Origin of the sequence: Marinoscillum luteum (assembly GCF_044005705.1) — a bacterium.
Taxonomy (GTDB): Bacteria; Bacteroidota; Bacteroidia; order Cytophagales; family Cyclobacteriaceae; genus Marinoscillum; species Marinoscillum luteum.
Genome location: NZ_JBIPKE010000009.1, coordinates 90,649 through 113,628 on the forward strand (window position 1 = coordinate 90,649; position 22,980 = coordinate 113,628).

Here is a 22,980-nt window from a genome sequence, read left to right on the forward strand (position 1 = left end):
TTTCCGCTCAATTTAGACCAAGTCTACTCTTTGACATTGCCCCAAAGGTCTGATTGCAACACAACCCAAAAAACAACTTACATTTTTAAATCATCGAAAAGAGGTGAAACGGATCGTAATAAAGGTGGGAACAAACGTGCTGACCAGGCACGATGGGATGTTGGATAAGCTTATTTTCCGGCAAGTGGTGGTACAGCTCGTGAAGCTGATTCAGGAGGGCTGGCATCCGGTATTGGTATCTTCAGGCGCTGTGGGTGCAGGCAGGAGCATTATTGGAGACAGTGGCATCACCAGTGAGGCTATCAGAAGACAGGTGCTTTCTGCGGTCGGGCAGACTTCCCTCATGAAGCGCTATTTTGAATTGTTCATAGAGTATGACATTGTGTGCGCACAGGTGCTCACCACCAAAGAAGACTTTGCTGAAGGAGAGCACTATGAAAACATGATGAACTGCTTCGAGGGGCTCATTGGTCAGGGGATTGTTCCTATTGTGAATGAAAACGACGTGGTTTCTCTTACAGAACTGATGTTTACAGACAATGACGAGTTGGCTGGACTCACGGCCTCCATGATTGGTGCTGAAAAACTGATCATCCTGAGCAACGTAGATGGGGTATACGATGATGCCGGGCACGTGATTGGCCTGGTTCCTTTTGGTGATGATGCCCACAAGAAGCACATTTCCGTGGAAAAATCAGGAATGGGCAGGGGAGGAATGCATTCAAAAGTAGAGATCGCTACGCGAGCCGCTGCCGGAGGTATTGAGACGTTTATTGCCAACGGCAAGCAAGATAATGTTATTCTGGATGTTCTCAACGGGAAAGCGATGGGCACTCGTTTTGCCACAAAAGAAGCAAGCAAATGAAAGAGGAGATACTGAAAAGTTTGAGGGGAGTACAGGTCGCCAGCCGTCGGTTGGTTAGTCTGGAAGATGCGCAGGTCCGGCAAATCCTGAATGATGTGGCAGATTTGTCATGGGAGAATAAAGACTCGATACTGGCAGCCAATCAGGAAGACCTGAGTCGCATGGATCCTGAGGATCCTAAATATGACCGCCTCTTACTAAGCGATGATCGTTTGAAGTCGATTCTCGAAGATATCCGCAGGGTGGCCCGGTTGCCCACTCCGTTGGGTCAGCAGCTCGAAGAGCGCACATTACCCAATGGTTTGATGCTGTCGAGGGTGTCAGTACCTATTGGGGTTATTGCTGTGATTTATGAGTCACGCCCCAATGTGACATTTGATGTCTTCTCACTCTGTCTAAAGACAGGAAATGCCTGTGTGCTGAAGGGTAGCCGGGATGCCAAAGACTCCAATGCCGCTATAGTAGCGGTGATTCATGAGGTCCTGAAGGCACATCAACTCGAAGAGGTGGTTTACCTGGCTCCGGCCGAACGTGAAGCGCTGCAACCGATCCTCACAGCTGAGGGTCTCATAGACTGTGCCATCCCCAGAGGTAGTCAGGGCCTGATCGATTTTGTTCGGAAAAACGCCAGCATTCCTGTGATTGAGACTGGAGCGGGTATCGTCCATACCTACGTGGATAGCTCAGCAGATTTGGTCAAAGCGAAGGCCATTATTCAGAATGCTAAAACCAGGCGAGTGAGCGTGTGTAATGCCCTCGATTGTCTGGTATTGCACAGGAGTTTGCTTAGTGACCTGCCTCAACTGCTGGCGGGAATGGATGAACATCATCAGGTGGGGATTTACGCTGACGAGGAAAGTTTGAAAGTGCTGAAAGGTCATTACCAAAGTGACTTGTTACATCCGGCCAATGAAGAAGATTTTGGGATAGAATGGCTGGCTTACAAAATGTCGATACGCGTGGTAACGGACTTGGAGGAGGCACTGGAGCATATTGCCAGATATAGTTCCAAGCACAGTGAAGCGATTGTTGCTGAAGATCAGCAGACGATTGATCAGTTTTTGAAACAGGTGGATGCGGCCTGCGTATACGCCAATGCTTCCACTGCTTTTTCGGATGGTGGTGAGTTTGGGCTGGGTGCTGAGATCGGTATCAGCACGCAAAAACTCCACGCTCGTGGCCCCATGGGGTTGAGGGAAATGACCAGCTACAAATGGGTAGTGAGGGGAGACGGACAGATCCGGAACAATTAATAAAAGTAACAGACCGATACGGTGGAAGTGTTTTCACCTTTATAATATCAACTTTTCAAAATACAGAAAATGGGTTTATTCAATGTATATCCACTCTTTCCTATAGAGATCACCCGAGGTGAAGGCAGCTATGTCTACGACACAGCTGGCACCCGATACCTTGATTTGTATGGTGGTCATGCGGTCATTTCTATTGGCCATTCTCATCCGCGCTATGTTCAGCGAATCACAGAGCAAGTGCAGCGATTAGGTTTTTATTCCAATTCAATTCAGAACCCACTGCAGGAGGAGCTGGCTGTTAAGGTGGGTGAACTTTCTGGTAGACCTGAGTGGGATTTGTTTTTGTGCAACTCTGGAGCTGAGGCCAATGAAAATGCGCTGAAACTGGCTTCTTTCCACACAGGGAGGAAGAAAGTGATCTCATTTACCAATGGATTTCATGGACGTACTTCACTGGCTGTGGCGGTGACTGATAATCCGGGCATTGTGGCTCCGGTTAATGCTACAGACAATGCATTGATTCTGCCCTTCAACGATGAGGAGGCACTGGAGATGGCTTTTGCCAACGACGAGATTGCTGCAGTGATCATAGAGGGCATTCAGGGTGTGGGCGGTATTTTTTTGCCGGATGAGTCTTTTATGAAGAAAATCCGCTCACTATGCGATATCTACGGAACGGTATTTATTGCCGATTCCGTGCAGTGCGGCTATGGGAGAAGTGGTCGATTTTTCTCCCAGGATTACTATGGTGTGGAAGCCGACCTCTACACCATGGCCAAAGGGATGGGCAATGGCTTCCCCATTGGAGGGGTGCTCATCTCTCCCAAGTTTGAAGCGAAGTTCGGAATGCTGGGCACCACGTTTGGCGGAAATCATCTGGCTTGTGCAGCTGCACTGGCCGTGGCGGAGGTGATTCAGGAGGAACATCTGATCGAAAATGCAGGAGCTATTGGGGACTACCTGATGGGTGAACTGGCCGGAATATCCGCTGTGCAGGAGGTACGTGGAAAAGGCCTGATGATCGGTATTGATCTGGAATATCCCGCAGCGGACCTTCGAAAGAAGTTGCTGTTTGATCATCACATATTCACGGGTTCGGCTTCCAGAAAGAACACCATTCGGTTGCTGCCCGCGCTCAACCTCAGTAAAGAGGATGCCGATCACTTCCTGGAGGTTTTTAAAAGTGCCGCTGGGTGAAGGTTTGAAGCTTTACTCCTAAAGGCAAAGGGAGACTATGGATCTCCCATTATTTGGTATAAAGCATCAGCAAAGGCCTTGCCCAGGTCAATGTAATTTTCACTCTTGTAGTGCCATGGATCTGAGTAGTCATAGTACCGTGTATTCCTTACTATGGCAGCATTGCCGTCGGTGCGGGCATATTTTTCCTGTGCGTATTGCACCAGTTCGCCGTAGTCCCATACTTTGCCATCTTCATCGTTCCAGGAGTCAGATATTTTTCCAATCACTACCGGAAGGTCATCCACCCGTAGAGCAGCACGTACAAGGTCCATCAGACGTTTCAGGTTGGCATAGTAGCGGTTGGCCATGGCTTCCGTTTTGTCGCCATCGCTTTCCCCCTGCATCCAGAGAATACCGCTGGGGACCAGTAGGTCATTTACCCCATCACCATCTATGTCTTGCACCTGTGTGGCATTTCGGATGGTGGCTAAAAAATGATCGTATTGATTGATCCCACCCTTTCCCCGAAAGTCGGGCTCCCATGAACCAAAGGGCCCCGCACCGAGGCTGTCTATGGAGGTACCACCTTTGGAATATTTGATCAATGCAATCTTTTCATCAGGGTAAAGTCCTTGCATTCTCTTCGCAAACGCGAGTTCTGGCCCAAACCGATCGCTGAGCTGATTGGATTTACCATCTGATGCAAACCCGACTCCATGGCCGGGTTTAAGGGCTTCCCATATTCCCTGACCACCATTGGGCTCACCATCTCCGGCGAGATTGCCATGAAATATCCAGACATTATCGAATGATCCACTCAGTGAATCTGGCAAATCTTTGTTGTATCCATAGCCGTCCATGTTGGACTGACCACCTAGATAGAAAACACGAACGGTTTCCTGACTGAAGGAGAACAGGGGAATAAACACTAAAATCAGATGAATCAGACTTTTCATTTCGGTTGGATTTTTTTGAAGGCTTAAATTAATACTTTTCGGGTACTGGCACCAATCATCAGTTAAGGCATTCTCATTTTAAACTATTCTAAGAAACTGCTGTACTCTTAGAGGTAATCGCGATTTTCAGGAACAATAAAGACACTCAGTCATTACTATAGATAGATGTGTCTATCTAATACAGGAAATATATGTCCAATTGGGTCCCTTCGAAGAGATGCGTCTGCGCTGATTAATCGATTTCACAACCTTAAAATAGAAAATAGTTATGGCTAAATGTTTTGCATTGATTGGGTGGAGTCTGCCCGTGATAGAGAGTATGCAGAAGCTGGGAAAACCTTATGTAGTGGTTTCCTTTGCTGATTTTGAACCTTATGCAAAGGAAAACGACATCCCGTTTGTGTCTTACCAGCTGGATGAATGGAGTGATACATCCAATTCATTAGACCTGGTGGAAAAGCTCAAACCCTTTGACGCAGATGTGGCAGTACCTCTTTATGAAGAAACAGTGGAGTGGGCAGGTGCACTCAATTCTATTTATCGCGGTGACCCACGGGTACTCAATCGTGCGTTCCTTTTCAGAAATAAGGCCATGATGAAACGTAAGGCGCTTATTGGAGGGTTGCGTGTTGGGCTTTTTGAGGAAGTGCATAATAAAGAGGGAGTCAAAGCCTTTATGAAGCGTCTCAATGAAGCCAACCTGCAGTTGGAAGGCGAAGAAGATAGCTGGGTACACATCAAGCCCTTTGCTTCGGCAGGTACCGTCGGGCACAGGTTACTTCGCTCCATGAAGGACATAGACGAAAAGTGCGAAGACGGTGATTTTCCATGTTTGGCTGAGAGCCACCTTTCCGGTAGGGAGTTTTCTTGTGAGGCTTTTATTCACAAAGGGAAAATACGGTTTCTGAATATTACCGAGTACGTGAAGCTGGGTTATTCCAATTTTATTCCCGAAGGAAACTATCTGCGGAGTAAAAGAGATCTCATTCATCAGCATGTACAGAAGTTGGTAGATATTTTTGGGATTGAGTATGGTATGGTGCATCCAGAATGGTTTCTGACCGACAATGATGAGCTCAATTTTGGAGAAACAGCCTGCAGAATCCCGGGCGGTCATATTTTGGAGCTGGCCAGTAAATCATGGGAGTTTGATGCACTAGCGGCATTTGTGGTTTCTCATGATCCCAATGCCACTGAGGAGGAATTGGATGCTATTTTTCCGGCCAAAGATTTTAAGCCCAAAAACTACCACGGAAATGTGATGATCTACCCACGCAAGCGTCAGTTTTCAAAGCTGGAGATACCTGAGGAACTCAATAATGAGCCATACTTTGTGGACCACACGCTGGTACCACCTTACAGTGGTCAGAAGCTCAGCGACAGTCGTGAGGGTTTTGGTAATCATTTTGGTACCATCAATTTCAAAGGGGAAGATCCGGATAGGATGACAGAACTTTTGCAGCACTATGAAGAGGTCGATTTTTATATCTAAATAGTAGGACGACTTTAAGCGATCATTTTTTTAATAGTATTGAATTCAAAACAACGTATGCAAACAGCTTCAGATCAGGTATTTGATAACTTTGAGTTAAGCTTAAAGGAGTTTTCCGAATCCACTGAACTCACCAAACCTGAAAAGGCAACCAAGTTGGCTAGCCAGATAGACTTGTTGAGCCTTACGAGAGATGGCTTATCATACCTCTACAAGAAGTGTTCAGATCTTGACGAAGCGGGAATATTTACGGGCACCGCCTGGAACGAACCTGATAAGCTAGTACCATACCTGGTTAAAGGAACTCTTACGTTTGGGCATCCTTCCTCCAGCTTTGAAATTCTCTCAGAGCTCAGGCTTTTGGCCATGGCCAATGGAGACATGGTATCTCCGGTCATGACTGCTGAAGATGCGCAGCATTTTCTAGAGGAAGTGGTGGTGCACAATCTCGAATTTGCGCTGAAGGAACCCTCTGAAGAAACCAGGATTGTGATGTCAGAGCGTGAGATGAAGAAAGCGTTTAATCTCTTTGGGTTTATCATGAGTGAAATAGACCTGGGAGGAGTTTATGAAAAACTGGCCGAGGAGATCAGGCTCATTTGTGCTCAGCGGCCTATCGTGACCAGAAAAGTTCGTGAGTTGATCAGGCTTGTGGATGAGAGATTTGATACCTCAGGTAACTCCAAAACAGATGAGTCAGTAAGGCATTATATAAATGCGATTTATGGCCCATCAAAAGGAGCCAAAGCACATAGCGAGCTATCGGATTATCAATACTTTCTGAGCAATGCCAATATGAAAACCCTCAAGGCTGAAGCTGAAGCGATGGGGTATCACATGAGCTCTACAGGGCTGGTAAGTAGCTTTCATGCGCTTCTCCTTCAAAAACTGGTGCAGGAATACCCCGACCTGGTACCGGACAGTCTGGACCTCAACGACCGGGGTATAGCTGAATGGGAGAAGTTTCATGAGCTGGTATCCACGCTCATTATGGAGGTGGTAAGCCCGGATAATTGTCAGTGTATCTATGGGCTGGCGCGTATGCTGGGTAAAAACCTGTTTTCCAGAAGACCAGTCCGTGTGGGATTGGAAAATCTCAGGAAGATCAAGCTGAACAGTCAGGTGGAGAAGCGGATCCTAAAGTCACTCGTTAATCAGCAGCCAGATGCCAATGCTCTCAAGTACCTGCTGGGGGGTACGCTGAGAGTCCTGGGACAGCCACTGGGGGTAGGCCAGGGCAATAACCCCACTTGCCAGTCAGCCAGAGGGATGAGTATGTGGAGTCAGCATGCCCCTGCCAAGTTAATTGACATGATTATCACAGTGGCCACCCAAAATAACCTCATCATGAGGTTTGAAAATGTGGACCTCACCTCTAATCAGTTGGGTAAGGGGCTGGTGGAAAAGCTGGACTATAATCTGGATCCGGTCTCCGTAGTGCTCGTGCCACATCTGGACAAACTGTACAACGAAATGATGCGGCGCACGACCGGTCGGGGTGAAGATCCACATAAGTGGGTGAACCCACTCATGTACGGGCAATGGATTCAGTTGGGGTTTGCTTCCTGCTACGATTACCTGACCAATTCCATTCTGGATTTTGAGGGCTTTGTACGAATTTTTTACGCAGCTTTTCATCCAGAATTTAACGGGCAGAGAGAAATGGTCTATCCCAATCCCGTGGGAATTTTTATTACCAGTTCTAAGGGCGATATGATGGGCTTTCACGCCATTTCATTACTCAGGGTAGATCAGGACTCCACAGGCGTGGTTCGTGCCTATTTTCTTAATCCCAACAATGAGGGTAGACAAGATTGGGGGCAGGGTATCAAGCCCTCTGTATTCGGCCATGGGGAGAAGCATGGCGAGTCCTCTTTACCATTTGGGCAGTTTGTAGCCAGGGTGTATGCGTTCCATTACAACCCGCTGGATACCGCCGATTTTTTAAGTGGTGTACCTGATCATTTACTGAAAGACGCAGTTGCTCTGGCGCAGGAGAGCTGGGGCAAATCCTATATCTGGAATCAACAAATCAAGCTATGGTAAGGCACTCATCAAGAATAGAACTCAGTCAATCGTCACTGACCAACAATATCAACTTTATTCGTAAGAAGGTAGGGAAAGACGTCAGGATTTCATCAGTAGTGAAAGCCAACGCCTACGGTCATGGCATTGCTCAATTCGTGAAAATGGCCGAGCGAGCGGGTGTTAATCATTTTGCTACAGCGTCAGCTTTTGAAGCAGAGGAGGTTTTGGAAGTCAAATCCGAAGCAACTGATGTGATGATCATGGGTATTCTGTACGACGAGGATATTGAGTGGGCCATTCAGCATGGCATTGAGTTCTATGTATTTAACTATGAGCGGCTGCCCGTGGTTTTGGAAAAGGCTCAAAAGCTGGGCATACAGGCCAAAGTACATATCGAAGTAGAAACGGGTGCTAACCGCACGGGGATGAACGCCCGTGAGTTTCCGGATACGCTTGCTTTTCTGAAGAAAAATCATGCGCATGTTGCTTTCAAAGGGCTATGTACTCATTTTGGTGGAGCTGAGAGCTTTTCTAATCAGTTTAAGATTACCGCTCAGCAGGGGCGTTTTAAAGAATTCGTGAAAATCTGCGAGAAGAAAAGAGTAATTCCTGAAATCCGTCACATTGCATGCTCTGCTGCGGCACTGGCCTACCCCGACACGGTCTACGATATGGTGAGGATGGGTGTTGCTCAGTACGGTTTTTGGCCAAGCCCGGACATCTATTATATGCATATGCAGGCAGGTGAGGCTAAGGGAAATGGTTCTCTTAAGCGACTTTTTACCTGGAAAACAGACGTGATGGACGTGCGTGATGTGGATGCAGGTGAATTTATTGGCTATGGTACGGCCTATCAGGCCACACAGGATATGAAGGTAGCCGTACTTCCTCTGGGCTATTCCAACGGGTACCCTCGCGGACAATCTAACCGCGGGTTTGTGTTGATCAAAGGAAAGAAAGCCCCAATCATCGGGTTGATCAATATGAATCTATTTATGGTAGACATCTCTCATATCTCCAATGTGGAGGTGGGCGACGAAGTGGTATTGGTAGGTCGCCAACAGAATAACACCATCAACATCAGCTCATTTACCCAACTCACCCAGCTTCTTAATAACGAAATGCTTAGCCGGTTGCCTTCAGCCATTCCAAGAAGGATTGTGAAGTAATATTGTGTTATTGTAATAATTTATTGGATTATTATTATTGTTTGAAATTTTAAGGAACAATTGAAGGCTTAAGCTATTACTTATGTAGATGTCTCCATCTGGGTTGGGATTTTTATGTCTCCAGGTCAGTTTATTTTTTGGGAGACCTTTCATTTTTTAATTAACCTTCGGGTGATCACATTAAAATAACCAATGAGTTATTCAACAAAAGAACTACACGAATTAGACAAAACTTACTATTTACCCACTTTTAAACGCTACCCGCTGGCCTTCAAAAAAGGCTCTGGCTCCCGCCTCTGGGATATGGAGGGCAAAGAATACATCGATGCGTTGGCAGGTATCGCTGTGAACAATGTCGGCCATGCGCATCCCAAAGTAGCGGATGCTATTGGCAGGCAGGCGCATGAGTTGATTCATATTTCCAATTTTTATCTGAGTGAACCACAGGTGATGCTGACCAAGAAATTGGCAGAATTATCGGGTCTGCAGCGCGTTTTTCTTGGAAACAGCGGAGCTGAAGCTGCTGAAGGAGCCATCAAAATTGCCAGGAAATATGCCAGCAAAAATGGACGTGGAGGCACGATCATAGCCATGAAAAATGCCTTTCATGGGCGTACATTGGCCACTGTGGCAGCCACCGGTAAAGAAGCCATGATGAATGGTTTTGCACCAATCCCCGCAGGGTTTCTCCATGCACCCTTCAATGACCTGGAGGCGATTAAGGAAATGGTAACTGAGGAGGTTGGCGGCATTATGCTGGAGCCCATTCAGGGTGAGGGCGGGATCAATCTGGTAGATCCCTCGTTCCTCAAGGCGCTCAGAGCCTATTGCGATGAGCAAAATCTGGTATTGATTTTTGATGAGATCCAATCGGGAATGGGGCGTACCGGGAAAATGTTTGCATTTGAGCATTTTGGAGTAACACCGGATGTCATGACCCTGGCAAAAGCATTGGGCGGAGGAATGCCCATTGGCGCTGTACTGGCTTCAGAGAAGGTAGGATCAGCCATAGACTGGGGAGATCACGGTACCACGTTTGGTGGCAATCCGTTGGCTTGTGCGGCAGCCCTGGCTACTATAGAGGCCATGGAGGAAGAAGGAATGCTGAAGCAGGCCACGGAAAAAGGAGCCTGGCTCAAAGCTGAAGTCGAAAAAGTGAGATCAGAATATCCTGAAATCAAAGAGATCCGAGGTTATGGGCTCATGATCGGTATAGAACTTACCCTAGAATCCAAACCGGTGGTAACCACCATGATGGAGCATGGGGTATTGGCCAACGCTACGGCTGGCAATGTGATCAGGCTGGTCCCGCCTCTGAATATTCCCATGGAGGATTTGAAAACAGTTTTTGAGGTAATGCTCAAGTCAATCAAAGCAAACAGATAACAATGTCTAAATATAATGTAGCAATCGTAGGCGCTACCGGTTATACGGGTAGTGAATTGGTAAGAATATTGATTAATCACCCGGATGTGAACATCACGGCGATTACTTCAGAGAGTAGAAAGGGGGAGCTGTTTTCCGATGTACACCCCCAGTTTAAAGACATCTTCGACCTCACGCTCATAGGTATAGATGATCTGGAAGAAGAGGGCCTCGACCTGGTTTTTTTAGCCCTTCCACATGGGGTGTCCATGGATTTTGTTAAGGACAACCATCATAAATCTTTTAAAATCGTGGACCTCAGTGGAGATTTCAGGCTTTCCAGTAAAGCAGTCTATGAGGCATGGTATCAAAAGGATCACCATTTTGAGCAGGGATTTGACCAGACGGTATTCGGCTTGCCGGAGCTTTATCGAAAAAGGATCAGGGAAGGTAGGTTGGTGGCAAATCCAGGTTGTTTCCCAACATCCGCCATTCTGGCACTGGCGCCATTGATGAAGGAGGGCATTATCGATAAAAACCAGATCACCGTAGACTCCAAAACAGGCGTGACGGGCGCAGGGATCAAGTCAAAGCCCAATACCCATTTTCCGATGGTGAACGACAACTTTTCGGCCTATGGGGTTAAATCCCACCGGCACACCATAGAGATTCAGGAGATCGTTGGGAAATACGCCAACAGTGAAGCTACCGTGCTTTTCACACCGCATCTATTGCCTGTGGATCGTGGGATCCTCTCTACCACCTACACCAAGCCCACCCGGGAGATCAGCACTCCGGAGCTGGAAAAGATTTTTAGAGAATACTATGAAAATGAACCTTATGTGCGACTGAGAAGTGATCTGCCCAACCTAAAGCAGGTGCGTGGGACCAACTATTGTGATATCTTCACCACCTATGATGACCGGACCAATACCATCATTACGATCAGTGTCATTGACAACCTGGTGAAGGGGGCGGCTGGGCAGGCCGTTCAAAACATGAACATTATGCTCGGACTGGACGAAACCTCCGGTCTTCACATTTCACCACTACAACCTTAAAATACTATTGCTTTGAATATGATCAGAAATATAACCAATGTAAGAGGCATCAAATGCTGGGGCGCGCATACGGGAGTGAAGTCCATGCGCCGGGATTTGGCTATCATGTACTCAGAGGTACCGGCCAAAGTGTCGGCAGTTTTTACTCAGAACCTCGTCATTGCAGAGCCTATCAAATTAACTAAAAAGCACCTTCAGGAGTCAAATTATATGGCACAGGCCATTATTGTTAACTCGGGTAACGCCAATGCTGTCACAGGTCAGCAAGGAGCGGAGGGAGCTCTGGCTATGGCACAGACAGCTGCGGATGAATTCAAAATAGATGTCAATCAGGTGATGATTGCCTCTACAGGAATCATCGGGCAGAAATTTCCAACGGAAGAAGTGGTAGATGGAATTAAGGAAAATGTAAAGAAGATTTCTGAAAATTCCCGGGCAGGGAGTTTTGCAGCAAATGCCATTTTGACCACAGACACCTTTGCGAAGGAAGGCTATGTGGAGTTTGACATAGATGGCAATACCATCAACATTGGCGGGATTGCCAAGGGGTCTGGAATGATTCATCCCAACATGGCGACCATGCTGGCCTTTGCTTTTACCGACATCAATATAGATCAGAAGCTGCTGGACAAGGCCTTCAAAGAGGTAGTAGAGGACTCCTTTAACATGATCACTGTGGATGGGGACACCTCTACCAATGACATGGCCAGCATCATGGCCAATGGCCTGGCCGATAATGAGATGATCACCTCAGCGAGCGACCCGCATTACATTACCTTCAAAGAAAAACTGAATGAGCTCATGGTACACCTGGCCAAATTGATCATATCAGATGGAGAAGGGGCCAGTAAGTTTATAGAGTATCGCCTCTCAGGTGCCAAAACCAGAGAAGATGCCCGGAAGATCGTGCGGGTGGTTTCAGACTCTTCATTGGTGAAGACCGCCATGTTTGGTCGTGATCCCAACTGGGGGCGCATACTGGCCGCTATGGGGCGGTCAGGGGTCTCTTTCGATGTGGATAAGGTGGACCTTTCGCTGGGTAATGAGAAAGAAGAAGTCATGATGATGGTTCAGGGTAAGCCTCAGGAATTTGACATCAATTTGGTGAAACGGATATTGAAACAATCTGAGATTACCATCAAAATGAAGCTGCGTGAGGGACGGTCTTCAGCGATCGGCTGGGGCACAGACCTTACGACAGATTATGTCATGTTTAATTCCATGTATACCACCTGAGTTCCGTGTGATCAAAAAACGAAAGTGCCCGTATTTTTCAGGAAGATACGGGCATTTCTTTTGAGGTGGGCAGGAGCTGAACGGCTTGTTGGATGTGTCGCTGCTCATGGGCGAGTATGATCCTGAATGCATCCTCCAGCGAATAGAAGATCAGCCCACTGGCAGGCGAAGTGATGATGGTTTTTTGGTGATCAGCCACGTCAGTTTTAAGGGCGAAATCCATTAATACGGAGTGGTGATCTTTGAATTCCTTTAATTTATCCAGTGTGAATTGCTTCTTCACTGGTTGAAACTTACGCACGGTTTTGATTTTCCGGGTATTATCCGGATGTACAGACTTCAGTATGGACTGGCCGAAAAAAGCCGACAAGTATTTGAATCTTGCTGTGAGCGGATTGGAATGTTTTTGGGCTATGATTTTCTCAAACCTTCCGAAATAAAGGGTATTGGTGACGATGAGATGGTCCAGTAGTTCTCCAATGCTCCATTTAGTAGGGGTAGGTTTGTGGTTCAGAACTTCTTCATTAAGCCCACTAAAGTGCTGGTCTATTTTTCCAGGTATGTGTACGGCCTCTTCCATCCAGGCCTCCAGGTACTTATTTTTCATTACTAAACCAACGCTGCTTTTCACTCATTGTTTTGACAGAGTCTCAGTTTCCGGTTTTACAGAAGTGAATTTTTTCTTTTGGTTGTATAATTTTGGCACATCTTAAACCTAAAAACTTTGTAATAGCATGAATAGAATTGGTTCAATTTGGTTGATGTTGGTTTTGGGAGTAATGATGGCCTGCCAGAACGAAACACCTGTGATTTTGGAAACATCCTTGATTCCATCCACTGCGGAGGTGAGTGCCTATGGCGATGTGGAGGGACTGAGCAAAGCCACTCAGCGCAGTGATCAACGAATCGTAGCGGAGGGGGATGTGCTCAATGGGCTTAAGCATGGCTCGTGGATTACCTATGACAAAGAAGGGGCGATTACTTTACTAGAAACCTTTAACGAGGGTAAAAAACAAGGTGTGGCTTTGAAGTTTGACAAGCAGGGGTATGTGGAGACCAAGAGCTACTACCATAGCGATCAGCTGGACGGTGAGTATGTGGTCTACAAGCGGAAAAAAGTCATAGAAACCAGAAATTATAACAACGGGGTGTTGAATGGGCCGTTGACGAAATACTATGACAATGGCACACTGATGCAGGAAGCGCCCTATGTTGATGGGAAACTTCACGGTTTGGCAAAGTGGTATGACCAGGAAGGAAACCTGTCGATAGCCTACCGATATGAGGATGGTGAACTGGTGGATAAAAACCCTGAACTAGAAGCAGAGTGAGCTGAGCTCAATTCTTCTGATCTATTTTTTTCTCGAGCTGGGTGATTTTTCTCTCAATACTCGATAGGTATTCGAGCATTTGTTCGTGCTCATGATGTACGAAATCCTTCACCCGCTCTTCTTCTTCTTTCATTTCAGCACGGTTGATCTCATTCATGGTGTTGACCACTATCGCTATGAATACATTGAGTGTGGTATAGGTAGCCAGCAGGATAAAAGGAATAAAAAACAGGTAGGAATAAGAAACCTCCTGCATCATGGGTCTTGCAATCCCTGAAGACCAGCTTTCCAGCGTCATTACCTGAAACAGGGTGAAAAAGGTCTTGCCCATATCACCAAAGTACTCAGGAAACTGATCCTGATACAAATCGGTACCAATCACCGCAAAAATGTAGAAAATCATAAATAGCAGCACCCCGATCCATCCAATGCTTGGAATAGATTTGAGCAAAGACTCTATGATCAAACGAAGCTTAGGTACATTTTTGATGAGGCGGGCGGTTCGTAGCACGCGGAGGGTACGCAGGATGTGCAGGGGGCCTGCAGCTGGGATCAGCGCAATGGCCACAATGAGGAAGTCAAAAATGTTCCAGGTGTTGGCGAAAAACTTCTGACGATAGGCCACGATTTTCACAGAGATTTCGAGCGTGAAGATGACCAGAATATATTTGTCTATTTCTGTAAGCCAAAGCCCCGCTGACTCCCGAATAGTGGCAGAGGTTTCCAGTCCTATGGTGATGGCATTGATAATAATAAGGGCTATGATGGAATATTGAAACGCTTTAGATTCAATGAAGGCCCTGAGGTCGTCCATGTTTTTGACTCGATCCCAGATGAGCATAAGCGGATTTTTGGTCTGGTTATTCATGATCTGATAAAATGCAATATTAACCAATTTGCCCTATAATAAGCTGCAAATCAATATTTTCAAAAAGACTGATTTATCAGGAAATAATTCGCTCGAGAATATTCCCCACGAAGTACGAAAGTGTGGCTGCGGAACCTCCAGGCGGGAGTGTTTCTGGCTCTGGAGAATAATATGCTCAAAGTGGAACAGACCGACTACATAACAGGAATCAAAGAGGCTTGAGAGAACTTTATTTTATTATCAATTGAGATTGATTATTTATATTATTGTGACTTAAGCAATATTTTCAGCTTAGATGCAGCTTGCATGAGTAACTTTTTAAAGTAAATGACCATAAGGCGGAAAATTCATAATATTAATTCACTTGATGACACCCATCAATGGTTCAAAAGCTGCTACGATCAGAACTTTACAAGTCTTTATCAATATGCTAAGAGCATAACTCATGATGTGCAATCTGCCGAAGATATTGTTTCTGAAGTATTTATGAATCTTTGGAGTAATAGAGATAGTCTCACTTCAATTAGGGATATCAATTCTTATCTCTTCATTACGGTAAAGAATTCAGCGATAAGGTTCGTTACACGAAATCCCAATAGTTTTTTTGGCAGTAATTTGGAAGAAACTATCAAAGAGATTGATAGACACGACCCTGAACAGGTAATGCTGGAGCAAGAACTGGTTGGCGCCATAAATGATGCTATCAATGCTTTGCCGGATAAATGCCAGATTGTTTATAAGCTGATCCGACAGGAAGGGAAATCTGTGAAAGAAGTGGCAACAGAAATGGGTATATCGGAAGGAACGGTAAAAAACCACATGACGAAGGCTGTTTCCCGAATAAGAGAAGAAGTTACAGATTATCTTGAGGCTTCGGGTGGTACTAAGTCTAATTATGGTAGTTTCTCTGTTCTGCTGTTTCTTGGTACTATGGAGTTGCTTGGATAATTATGAAATTGTTATTTTAAGGGCTTTTTTGGTGTAATTTTAGGCGGTCGCATGCTCATTTCAGTAAAATAATTACAAATTTTTAGATTTGAATGTGACTTGAGACATGCTTTTGACTCTTTATAGTACATAGAGTTAAAGCATCTTATGGACCAGATCATTCTTAAGTATTTGAATAATGAAATGAACATTGACGATCAGCACAGATTGTCAAAGTGGTTGGATGAGGATCCGAAGAATCGTCAGATTTTAACTAAGATTGAGTTATACTGGAAATCATCAGACCCTTCAGCTCAGAGTGCAAAAAATCGAATTTGGCTTCAACTACTTGATGAAATCGATTTGTCTGCAGGTTATCATGGTCAAAAGGAATCGAAGAAGTTTCATGTTACATGGTATCGCATTGCAGCTGCAGTTGCGCTTCTTATTACCTCAAGTTGGCTAGTTTATAATTTCTGGTCAGGCAGCAATCTTAGTAATTCGGATATTATTCGTGTGGTTGAAAAGGTGGCCCCTGTAGGAAAGAAGTTAGAGTTACAATTGGCTGATGGTAGCACCGTCAAATTAAATTCAGGATCGAAGATTAGTTACCCGGAAGTGTTCGAAGGCAACAGTAGGCAGGTGGTTTTGACCGGTGAGGCCTTTTTCGATGTAGTCAGGAATGAATCCAAGCCATTTATTATAACCACCGACAATATCAATATTGAGGTATTAGGGACTTCATTCTCTATTCAGGCCTATGAAGATGAGTTTTTTTCTGAGGTATTTGTAAGGTCCGGGAAAGTCAGGGTGAGCGATCCTTCGGGCAGAAGCTTTGTCGATATCCTCCCAGCTGAGAGAGCAACCTATAACAAGAGAAAAAATATACTTAGTCGGTCAAGTATTGAGAATAGTGCTGCAGCTTTCGGTTGGATGGATGGGAGGTTGGTTTTCGAAGATGAAGAACTCGCCGTGGTGTTTAGAAGGCTTTCCAGGTGGTACGGTGTTTCAGTTTCCTACGACAAAATTGCACTGAAAGAAAAGAAAATAACTATCAATTGTAAAGATTGCTCAATCCAGGAACTGATGGAAAGTCTTTCTTATAACTACGAATTTGACTATAGGATAAATGGGGATTTAATAACGATATTTTAATCAAATAAATACAAAAGCCGAGTATGGTTTTGGGGAAAACTACTCGGCTTTTTTGAACTACAAGTCTTGGATTTAACCAACAACTTATGAATACAAAAGTACACTTATTTATTTCTTTTATGTCCAAACTGGCCATATGCACGATGATTTTTTGCTATTCGCTCACGATGGCATTTGCCGGTGAGTCGCTCGCGCAAAGAAAAAGACTCGTGGAGACCCATGTGGATGTCAGGCAAAACCATGAAGAGCTGCTGGGTCTCATAAAGGAGCTTGAAGACGTCACTGACTTTTCATTTATGTATACCCGTTCTGATTTAAAGGGTAAAAAGATAAGTATTCCAAAAGGAGAATGGAATATGGAAAGATTGATGAAGGACGTGTCAAGCCAGTCAAAAGTTTCTATCCGCAGAGTAAATGAAATAATTTCCATAAAACTGGTATTAGACAATACCCAAAATCCGGAGTTGTACGAGGAATTAATATCACAGATCACAGTAAGTGGCCGCGTGATTGACGACTCGGGCGAAACGCTCCCAGGTGCCACAGTGCAAGTCAAAGGGACATCTACTGGCACTATTACAGATGTGAATGGTTTATATTCTATAGTGGCAGAGGAGCAGGATGTGCTGGTATTTTCATTTGTTGGTTTTAAGACAATGGAAGTGCCCGTAGATAGCCGTACTGAGATCAATGTAGAGTTGAGTATGGATATTGAGGCGCTTGATGAAGTAGTGGTTGTGGGCTATGGCACGTCTAAAAAGGAGGAGCTTACCAGTTCCATAGTTCAAATCAAAAGTGAGGATTTCAGAGCAGGAGTGACAAATAATCCTGTTGAGTTGCTAAAAGGGAAAGTGCCGGGTCTTTCCATCATAAACCAAGCAGGAAGTGATCCAAACAGCACTCCGCAGGTAAATCTTAGAGGCGTGGGTACCATTAGCGCTAACAATGAACCGCTTGTAATTATAGACGGTGTATACGGTACTATGCCTGACTTGTACATTCTAAACCCTAATGACATTGAATCCTTTAACGTACTGAAGGATGCCGCATCAGCCGCTATCTATGGAACCCGAGGTAGTAATGGAGTAATCATAGTGGAGACTAAGTTTGGTGAACGAGAGAAGAGTCAGATCATTTATACCAGTTCCTATTTTATAGAGAAGCCAAGAAGAAACCCCGAAATGTTGAATGCTCAGGAATACCTAGATGTGATGAGAACCTTGGGTTTTAGCAAAGAGTCTATTGATAAGGGTTTTGATACCAACTGGACGGATGAGTTGATCACATCGAAATTGAGTTCCTATCATTCTTTGGCAATATCAAAAGGAACAAAAACATCCCAGATGCGCTTCTCTTTGGGGTATCGAGATAGCAAGGGGCTAATATTGAATAGTAGCAATAAGACGGCCAATTTTAGATTAAACTTCAAACAACAAATATACAAGTGGCTGGTGGCGGAAGGAACCATTGGTGGAAACCGCTCCGATCAGGCTTTTGCCAATTACAATGCTTTGGATGAGGCGTTGAAATATGACCCAACCGCTCCAGTGTATAATGAAGATGGTACTTTCTATCAGTTGCCGGGTGTGGGCGCTTCAAATCCGGTTGCACTGCTGAAACAGATTGAAAACGGAGCCATAAGTAACAGGGTAAATCTGAACGTAAACCTCACAGGTCATATTACTGATAACCTATCAGTTTCGGTCAAAGGGTCTTCTTTTCTAAGAAACTATGAACGCTCACTTTTTGAAGACATAGACTCAAGAAATAGCGTGTTGTCAGGTATTCCGGGTAGAGCCGAAAAAGAGAATAATTCATCGGTTGAGAATATTTTCGAAGCAACATCAAACTTCAATCAACAGTTTGGTAAACACAACATCAAACTACTGGCTGGATATAGCTTGATCAACAATGTTACGCACGGTAGCAATATGTTCAATCGAGGTTTCCTTACCAACAAGCTCAAATACAATGATATCGGAGCTGGGAGCTTTCTGCAGGATGGCCGAGCTGATTTTGGAAGTTTCAAACAGAGCTATAGACTCATTGCCTTTTTTGGGAGGTTCAACTATTCCTGGTCGACTAAGTATCTTTTTAATGCTAGTTTGAGACAAGAGGGAGCGAGTGTTTTTGGTGAGAACAATAAGTGGGGTTTATTTCCCGCCGTTTCTGGTGGTTGGAGAATTTCGCAAGAAGACTTCATGTCTGACCTTCCCTTTATTTCATCCTTAAAATTGAGAGCCGGATATGGAGTGACAGGAAGAAGTCAGGGAATTGCACCTTATCAGTCTCTTGCCAGAATAGGTGAAAGCGGAAGAGCACTTTACAATGGGCAATGGATCTTCACTTATGGCCCCATTAATAACCCCAATCCGGATTTGAGATGGGAACGAAGCAAGGAGTTGAATATAGGATTGGATTTTGGTGTTTTATCTGAACGAGTGACTGGTTCGGTAGATTTTTATACCAGAATCACAGATGATTTGCTTGGTTCCTTTAACACACAAACACCCCCAAGTTTAGAGCCAGTGCTATTCACCAATGTCGGATCAATTAAGAATCAGGGGATTGAATTCATAGGAACTTTCAAGGCCATAGATGGCAATGAATTTAAGTGGGACATTACACCCACATTCTCTATCAATACGAATGAAGTCATTTCACTGGCCAATGATCAGTTTCAAGCAGATACGATTTATTATGGTGATTATGGAAATGTAGCAACGTCTCTGTATATGATGGCTGAAGGCACAGCTGTTGGTACATTCTACGGCTTTAAGTTTAAAGAGATCGGATCTGATGGGAAATGGGTATTCAATGATCAAAACAATGATGGAAGAATTGATGAAAACATTGATTACCAAGTAATAGGGAATGGGCTCCCGAAGTATTTTTTCAGCTTGAACAACCAGTTTAGCTGGAGGCAATTTGATTTATCCATATACATGGTAGGAGCTGCAGGTTATCATGTTTTTAATGAGAAACGGCTATGGTATGAGAATACGGCAAATTCACCATCCAATTACTTCAAATCAATGTTGGATGAGCCCCAGTCTTCACTCGATGATCGCCTAAGATTTTCTGATTACTATCTGGAAAAGGGTAATTATCTAAGACTCGATAACATTACCCTCGGTTATAACCTGAAAAATGTGTCTGTGTTCAAACAGGCGCGAATTTACACCACGGTTACAAATGTGGCATTATTGACTAACTACTCTGGAATTGACCCGGAGGTGGGTAGTGGAACCAACGGAGGGCTGAGTTTCGGGTGGGATACACGTAGTTTCTACCCAAGATCTGCCACTTATTTACTAGGCCTCAACATTACATTTTGATCATGAAAAATTTACTGAAAATATTTTTACTAGGGATTAGTCTATCCAGTTGTGTAGACTTGGATGAAGAAGTTTATAGTGAAGTTACAGCGAGTAATTTCTATCAGAATGAAGAAGAAGTGGTGTCGGCAGTGATGAGGCCATATGCTCATCTAAGACAAGTCTTCCTCAATTTTTCCACCAATGGATGCGGGGTATTTCTCTTACAAGAATTGTCAACGGATGAGGCTGCCTGGCCTACCAAGGGTAGAGATGGCTTTGATAACGGAAACTGGATTCGATTGCATCGCCATGAGTGGACTGTGGAGGATGGTTCTTTCGCTATTTCCTGGAACGACATGTATAAAGGAATAGCTTTATGCAATAATCTGCTTTTTGACTTTAAGGATATTGATGCGGTTAACTCTACGGACAAACTACAATATCAAGCTGAACTACGAGGACTTAGAGCCCTATATTACTATTATTTGCTCGACCTGTTTGGCAATGTTCCGATAGTAACCGCGATTAACCAATTTAGCCCGTCCAACAATACAAGGGTAGAAGTATTCAATTTTATCGAAGAAGAAATCCTGGACATCAGGGCCAACCTTCCTAAGAAAGGTGATATAGGATGGTACGGACGATTTACTCAAGAAGCTGCCAATGGTCTGCTATCAAGGCTATACCTGAACGCTGAAGTGTATACAGGTGAGGCCAGATGGACTGATTGTATAGAAGTTAGTCGCTTGGTATTGGGATCTTCGTTCTCGCTGGAGGCACAGTGGGATGCTCCTTTCAAAACCGATAATTATGCCTCCGACGAAAATGTTTTTGCTATTCCAGCCGATGAGCTTTTTGGAAATGATTTACAGCAAATGTTTCAATTCACTACCCACTGGCAGCAGCGAGAACCACAGTTTGGATATCAGGGAAATGGTGGATACAATGGCATGGTCAGTGTCCGTGAGTTTATAGAAACTTATGACACCCTAAATGATGCCAGATGCTTTTTTGACTCAAGAGTTTTTGTTCCCGGAAACGAGAATGATCCGACTTTGCTGAGAGGCCAGTTTATGTGGGGACCACAGTACGGAAGAGATGGTAATCCTATTCTGGGAACTAATGACAAGAATGGACAGCACTTGGTTTTTGAGTTGGATGTACCAAACATGGAAGATGGCAATGAAGCTTCAGGTGCCAGAAACATTAAGTATCAGGTAGAATATGGTGCGGTAGGGTTCTCCAATGATATAGTGCTTTTCAGGTTAGCGGAGATATATTTCAATATAGCCGAAGCTTCTCTCAGGAATGGAGGCATCGTTCCTCAAGATGTGCTTGATGCAATCAATGTAATACGAGACAGAGCAAATGTTCCAACTTATCAAAACCTAACATTAGATGAGTTGTATGATGAAAAAGGACGAGAAATGGCCTATGAGGGCTTACGCCGTACGGACATGATCAGATACAAAAAGTATACTGGAAATTGGTGGGATAAGGAGGTGAGTGACGGATTCAGAACCTTATTTCCTATTCCGCAGTCCAGTAGAAACGTAAACCCAAACCTGGATCAGAATCCAGGATACCCGGATTAACCAGGTGACCAAACGAAAAGCATAATTATTGAATATTAATTAAATCTAAACTTGAACTACAATGATTGATTTTAACAACAAAACCAAAATTTACGGGATTAGGGCCCTGGTGCTGTCCCTAGGTGTACTTGTGATTTTTACCCTGAATTCATGCGGAGATGACGGGGAGGACAAAGGTCCGAATACTGATTTAACAGCATTAACAGCAGAAATATCAACCGTAGAGACTTTGCTTTCTTCATCCGTTGAGGGGAACGGTGTTGGAGAGTACTATAAGAATTCTAAGGAACCACTGGAAACGGCCTTGGCAGACGCTCAAACCGTAAGCAACAACGAGGCTGCAACTCAGGAAGAAATAGATGCCGCGTTGACCTCACTCGAAGATGCCAGATTTGCATTTGCAGCTCGAGAGATTGAAGATGCAGCATTGCAGTTTTCGGCCAATGGTTCCGAAAATGCTATTGCCGTGGAGCAAAGTAGCAATTCCGCGAGTATTTTCAATAGAGGCGAATTCACATTCGAAACCTGGGTCTACTACACGGATAAGCCGGGATTCTTTGGGCAAATGGCTTCTACCGAGTTTTATGCTGACGGTGTTTGGGGGTGGAATGTAAGAGTTGGAGATGGAGACGCGCTTGACTTTGCAATTGGGGATGCAGATGGAGAGAGTAGACTTCAACCGGATGTTACGGCTGTTCCCGGGGCTATTGTTCCTAGAAATGAGTGGGTTCATATAGCATGCACCTTTGATGGTACGACTATGAAATCTTACATCAATGGGAATGAAATAGGGTCACTAGATGCATCTGATAGAGACAGAATGGGTGAAGTAGCTGCTCAAGAAGGAGCTCAGCCTCTTACATTGGGTAATAGTGCGGGTTTTAAACAACCTGAGAGAAGGTTGGTCGGTAAAATGTTTGATGTGCGCTATTGGGGAGTGGCAAGGTCTGTAGCCGAAATCAAAGAAGACATGGATTTTGTTATCGACGGGGATGAAACTGGCCTGATTGGCTACTGGCCTTTTGCCAAGCCTGCTACAACTGATTTGATCACAGACTGGGCTTCAGATACGGAAGGGGAGAACAATTTGTCCTTAGTAGATGGAGCTATCGTAAGCACTCGATAGTTTAATAAAACTTCACATTTCTTCATACATGTATAACGCCGCACATCATTGTGC

At 44.7% G+C, this 22,980-nt stretch carries 18 protein-coding genes; 15 read left to right on the forward strand and 3 right to left on the reverse strand.

The genetic code is table 11. From position 1 onward, the window contains the following. Positions 1–103: 103 nt before the first annotated feature. From proB to ACHKAR_RS01780, 3 genes are all read left to right on the forward strand, one after another. A complete protein-coding gene (gene proB / locus ACHKAR_RS01770; protein ID WP_395415916.1) occupies positions 104–865 on the forward strand; it encodes a glutamate 5-kinase in 762 nt (253 codons plus the stop codon). Beyond that, positions 862–2,118, forward strand: a complete 1,257-nt coding sequence (locus ACHKAR_RS01775) for a glutamate-5-semialdehyde dehydrogenase (protein WP_395415917.1) — start codon at positions 862–864, stop codon at positions 2,116–2,118. Before proB ends, ACHKAR_RS01775 begins: the two co-directional genes overlap by 4 nt. A gap of 69 nt (positions 2,119–2,187) precedes the next feature. Continuing rightward, positions 2,188–3,315 (forward strand): aspartate aminotransferase family protein, encoded by a 1,128-nt coding sequence (locus tag ACHKAR_RS01780; protein ID WP_395415918.1) that lies wholly within the window; start codon positions 2,188–2,190, stop codon positions 3,313–3,315. Between the two features lie 35 nt (positions 3,316–3,350). On the opposite strand, the gene ACHKAR_RS01785 is transcribed toward ACHKAR_RS01780, so the two are convergent. Next, positions 3,351–4,253, reverse strand: a complete 903-nt coding sequence (locus ACHKAR_RS01785; RefSeq protein WP_395415919.1) for a sialate O-acetylesterase — start codon at positions 4,251–4,253, stop codon at positions 3,351–3,353. 268 nt (positions 4,254–4,521) lie between these two features. On the opposite strand from ACHKAR_RS01785, the gene ACHKAR_RS01790 reads away from it, so the two are divergent. The 6 genes from ACHKAR_RS01790 to argJ all read left to right on the forward strand — a co-directional run bounded on the left by ACHKAR_RS01790 (position 4,522) and on the right by argJ (position 12,604). Beyond that, a complete protein-coding gene (locus tag ACHKAR_RS01790) occupies positions 4,522–5,745 on the forward strand; it encodes an ATP-grasp domain-containing protein (RefSeq protein ID WP_159584519.1) in 1,224 nt (407 codons plus the stop codon). Positions 5,746–5,802: 57 nt separating this feature from the next. Beyond that, positions 5,803–7,791, forward strand: coding sequence for a hypothetical protein (locus ACHKAR_RS01795; protein ID WP_395415920.1), 1,989 nt, complete (start codon positions 5,803–5,805; stop codon positions 7,789–7,791). Beyond that, entirely contained in the window at positions 7,785–8,942 is a 1,158-nt protein-coding gene (alr, locus tag ACHKAR_RS01800) for an alanine racemase (RefSeq protein ID WP_395415921.1), read from the forward strand. The genes ACHKAR_RS01795 and alr overlap by 7 nt, the downstream gene beginning before the upstream one ends. 192 nt (positions 8,943–9,134) lie before the next feature. Further along, complete coding sequence (locus tag ACHKAR_RS01805; protein WP_395415922.1) at positions 9,135–10,328, forward strand: aspartate aminotransferase family protein; 1,194 nt, start codon at positions 9,135–9,137, stop codon at positions 10,326–10,328. Positions 10,329–10,330: 2 nt separating this feature from the next. Beyond that, positions 10,331–11,368, forward strand: coding sequence for an N-acetyl-gamma-glutamyl-phosphate reductase (gene argC / locus ACHKAR_RS01810; RefSeq protein ID WP_395415923.1), 1,038 nt, complete (start codon positions 10,331–10,333; stop codon positions 11,366–11,368). Positions 11,369–11,386: 18 nt separating this feature from the next. Further along, complete coding sequence (argJ, locus tag ACHKAR_RS01815; protein WP_159584509.1) at positions 11,387–12,604, forward strand: bifunctional glutamate N-acetyltransferase/amino-acid acetyltransferase ArgJ; 1,218 nt, start codon at positions 11,387–11,389, stop codon at positions 12,602–12,604. A gap of 37 nt (positions 12,605–12,641) precedes the next feature. Here argJ and ACHKAR_RS01820 read toward each other — a convergent pair whose 3' ends face one another. Beyond that, the gene (locus ACHKAR_RS01820; RefSeq protein WP_395415925.1) at positions 12,642–13,211 is read right to left on the reverse strand and encodes a DinB family protein; all 570 of its coding nucleotides are present in this window, start codon (positions 13,209–13,211) and stop codon (positions 12,642–12,644) included. A 127-nt stretch (positions 13,212–13,338) separates the two neighbouring features. Here ACHKAR_RS01820 and ACHKAR_RS01825 point away from each other — a divergent pair, with 127 nt between their 5' ends. Then, complete coding sequence (locus tag ACHKAR_RS01825; protein WP_395415926.1) at positions 13,339–13,935, forward strand: toxin-antitoxin system YwqK family antitoxin; 597 nt, start codon at positions 13,339–13,341, stop codon at positions 13,933–13,935. A 7-nt stretch (positions 13,936–13,942) separates the two neighbouring features. On the opposite strand, the gene ACHKAR_RS01830 is transcribed toward ACHKAR_RS01825, so the two are convergent. Further along, on the reverse strand, positions 13,943–14,776 hold the full coding sequence (locus ACHKAR_RS01830) for an ion transporter (RefSeq protein ID WP_395415927.1): 834 nt from the start codon (positions 14,774–14,776) through the stop codon (positions 13,943–13,945). Between the two features lie 354 nt (positions 14,777–15,130). Here ACHKAR_RS01830 and ACHKAR_RS01835 point away from each other — a divergent pair, with 354 nt between their 5' ends. The 5 genes from ACHKAR_RS01835 (at position 15,131) to ACHKAR_RS01855 (ending at position 22,926) form a co-directional block, all read left to right on the forward strand. Continuing rightward, positions 15,131–15,751 (forward strand): RNA polymerase sigma-70 factor, encoded by a 621-nt coding sequence (locus tag ACHKAR_RS01835; RefSeq protein ID WP_395415928.1) that lies wholly within the window; start codon positions 15,131–15,133, stop codon positions 15,749–15,751. Between the two features lie 147 nt (positions 15,752–15,898). Beyond that, complete coding sequence (locus ACHKAR_RS01840) at positions 15,899–16,885, forward strand: FecR family protein (RefSeq protein WP_395415929.1); 987 nt, start codon at positions 15,899–15,901, stop codon at positions 16,883–16,885. 86 nt (positions 16,886–16,971) lie between these two features. After that, entirely contained in the window at positions 16,972–20,223 is a 3,252-nt protein-coding gene (locus tag ACHKAR_RS01845) for a SusC/RagA family TonB-linked outer membrane protein (RefSeq protein ID WP_395415930.1), read from the forward strand. Between the two features lie 2 nt (positions 20,224–20,225). After that, positions 20,226–21,800 (forward strand): RagB/SusD family nutrient uptake outer membrane protein, encoded by a 1,575-nt coding sequence (locus ACHKAR_RS01850; RefSeq protein ID WP_395415931.1) that lies wholly within the window; start codon positions 20,226–20,228, stop codon positions 21,798–21,800. A 61-nt stretch (positions 21,801–21,861) separates the two neighbouring features. After that, a complete protein-coding gene (locus ACHKAR_RS01855; protein WP_395415932.1) occupies positions 21,862–22,926 on the forward strand; it encodes a LamG-like jellyroll fold domain-containing protein in 1,065 nt (354 codons plus the stop codon). Positions 22,927–22,980: the final 54 nt, after the last annotated feature.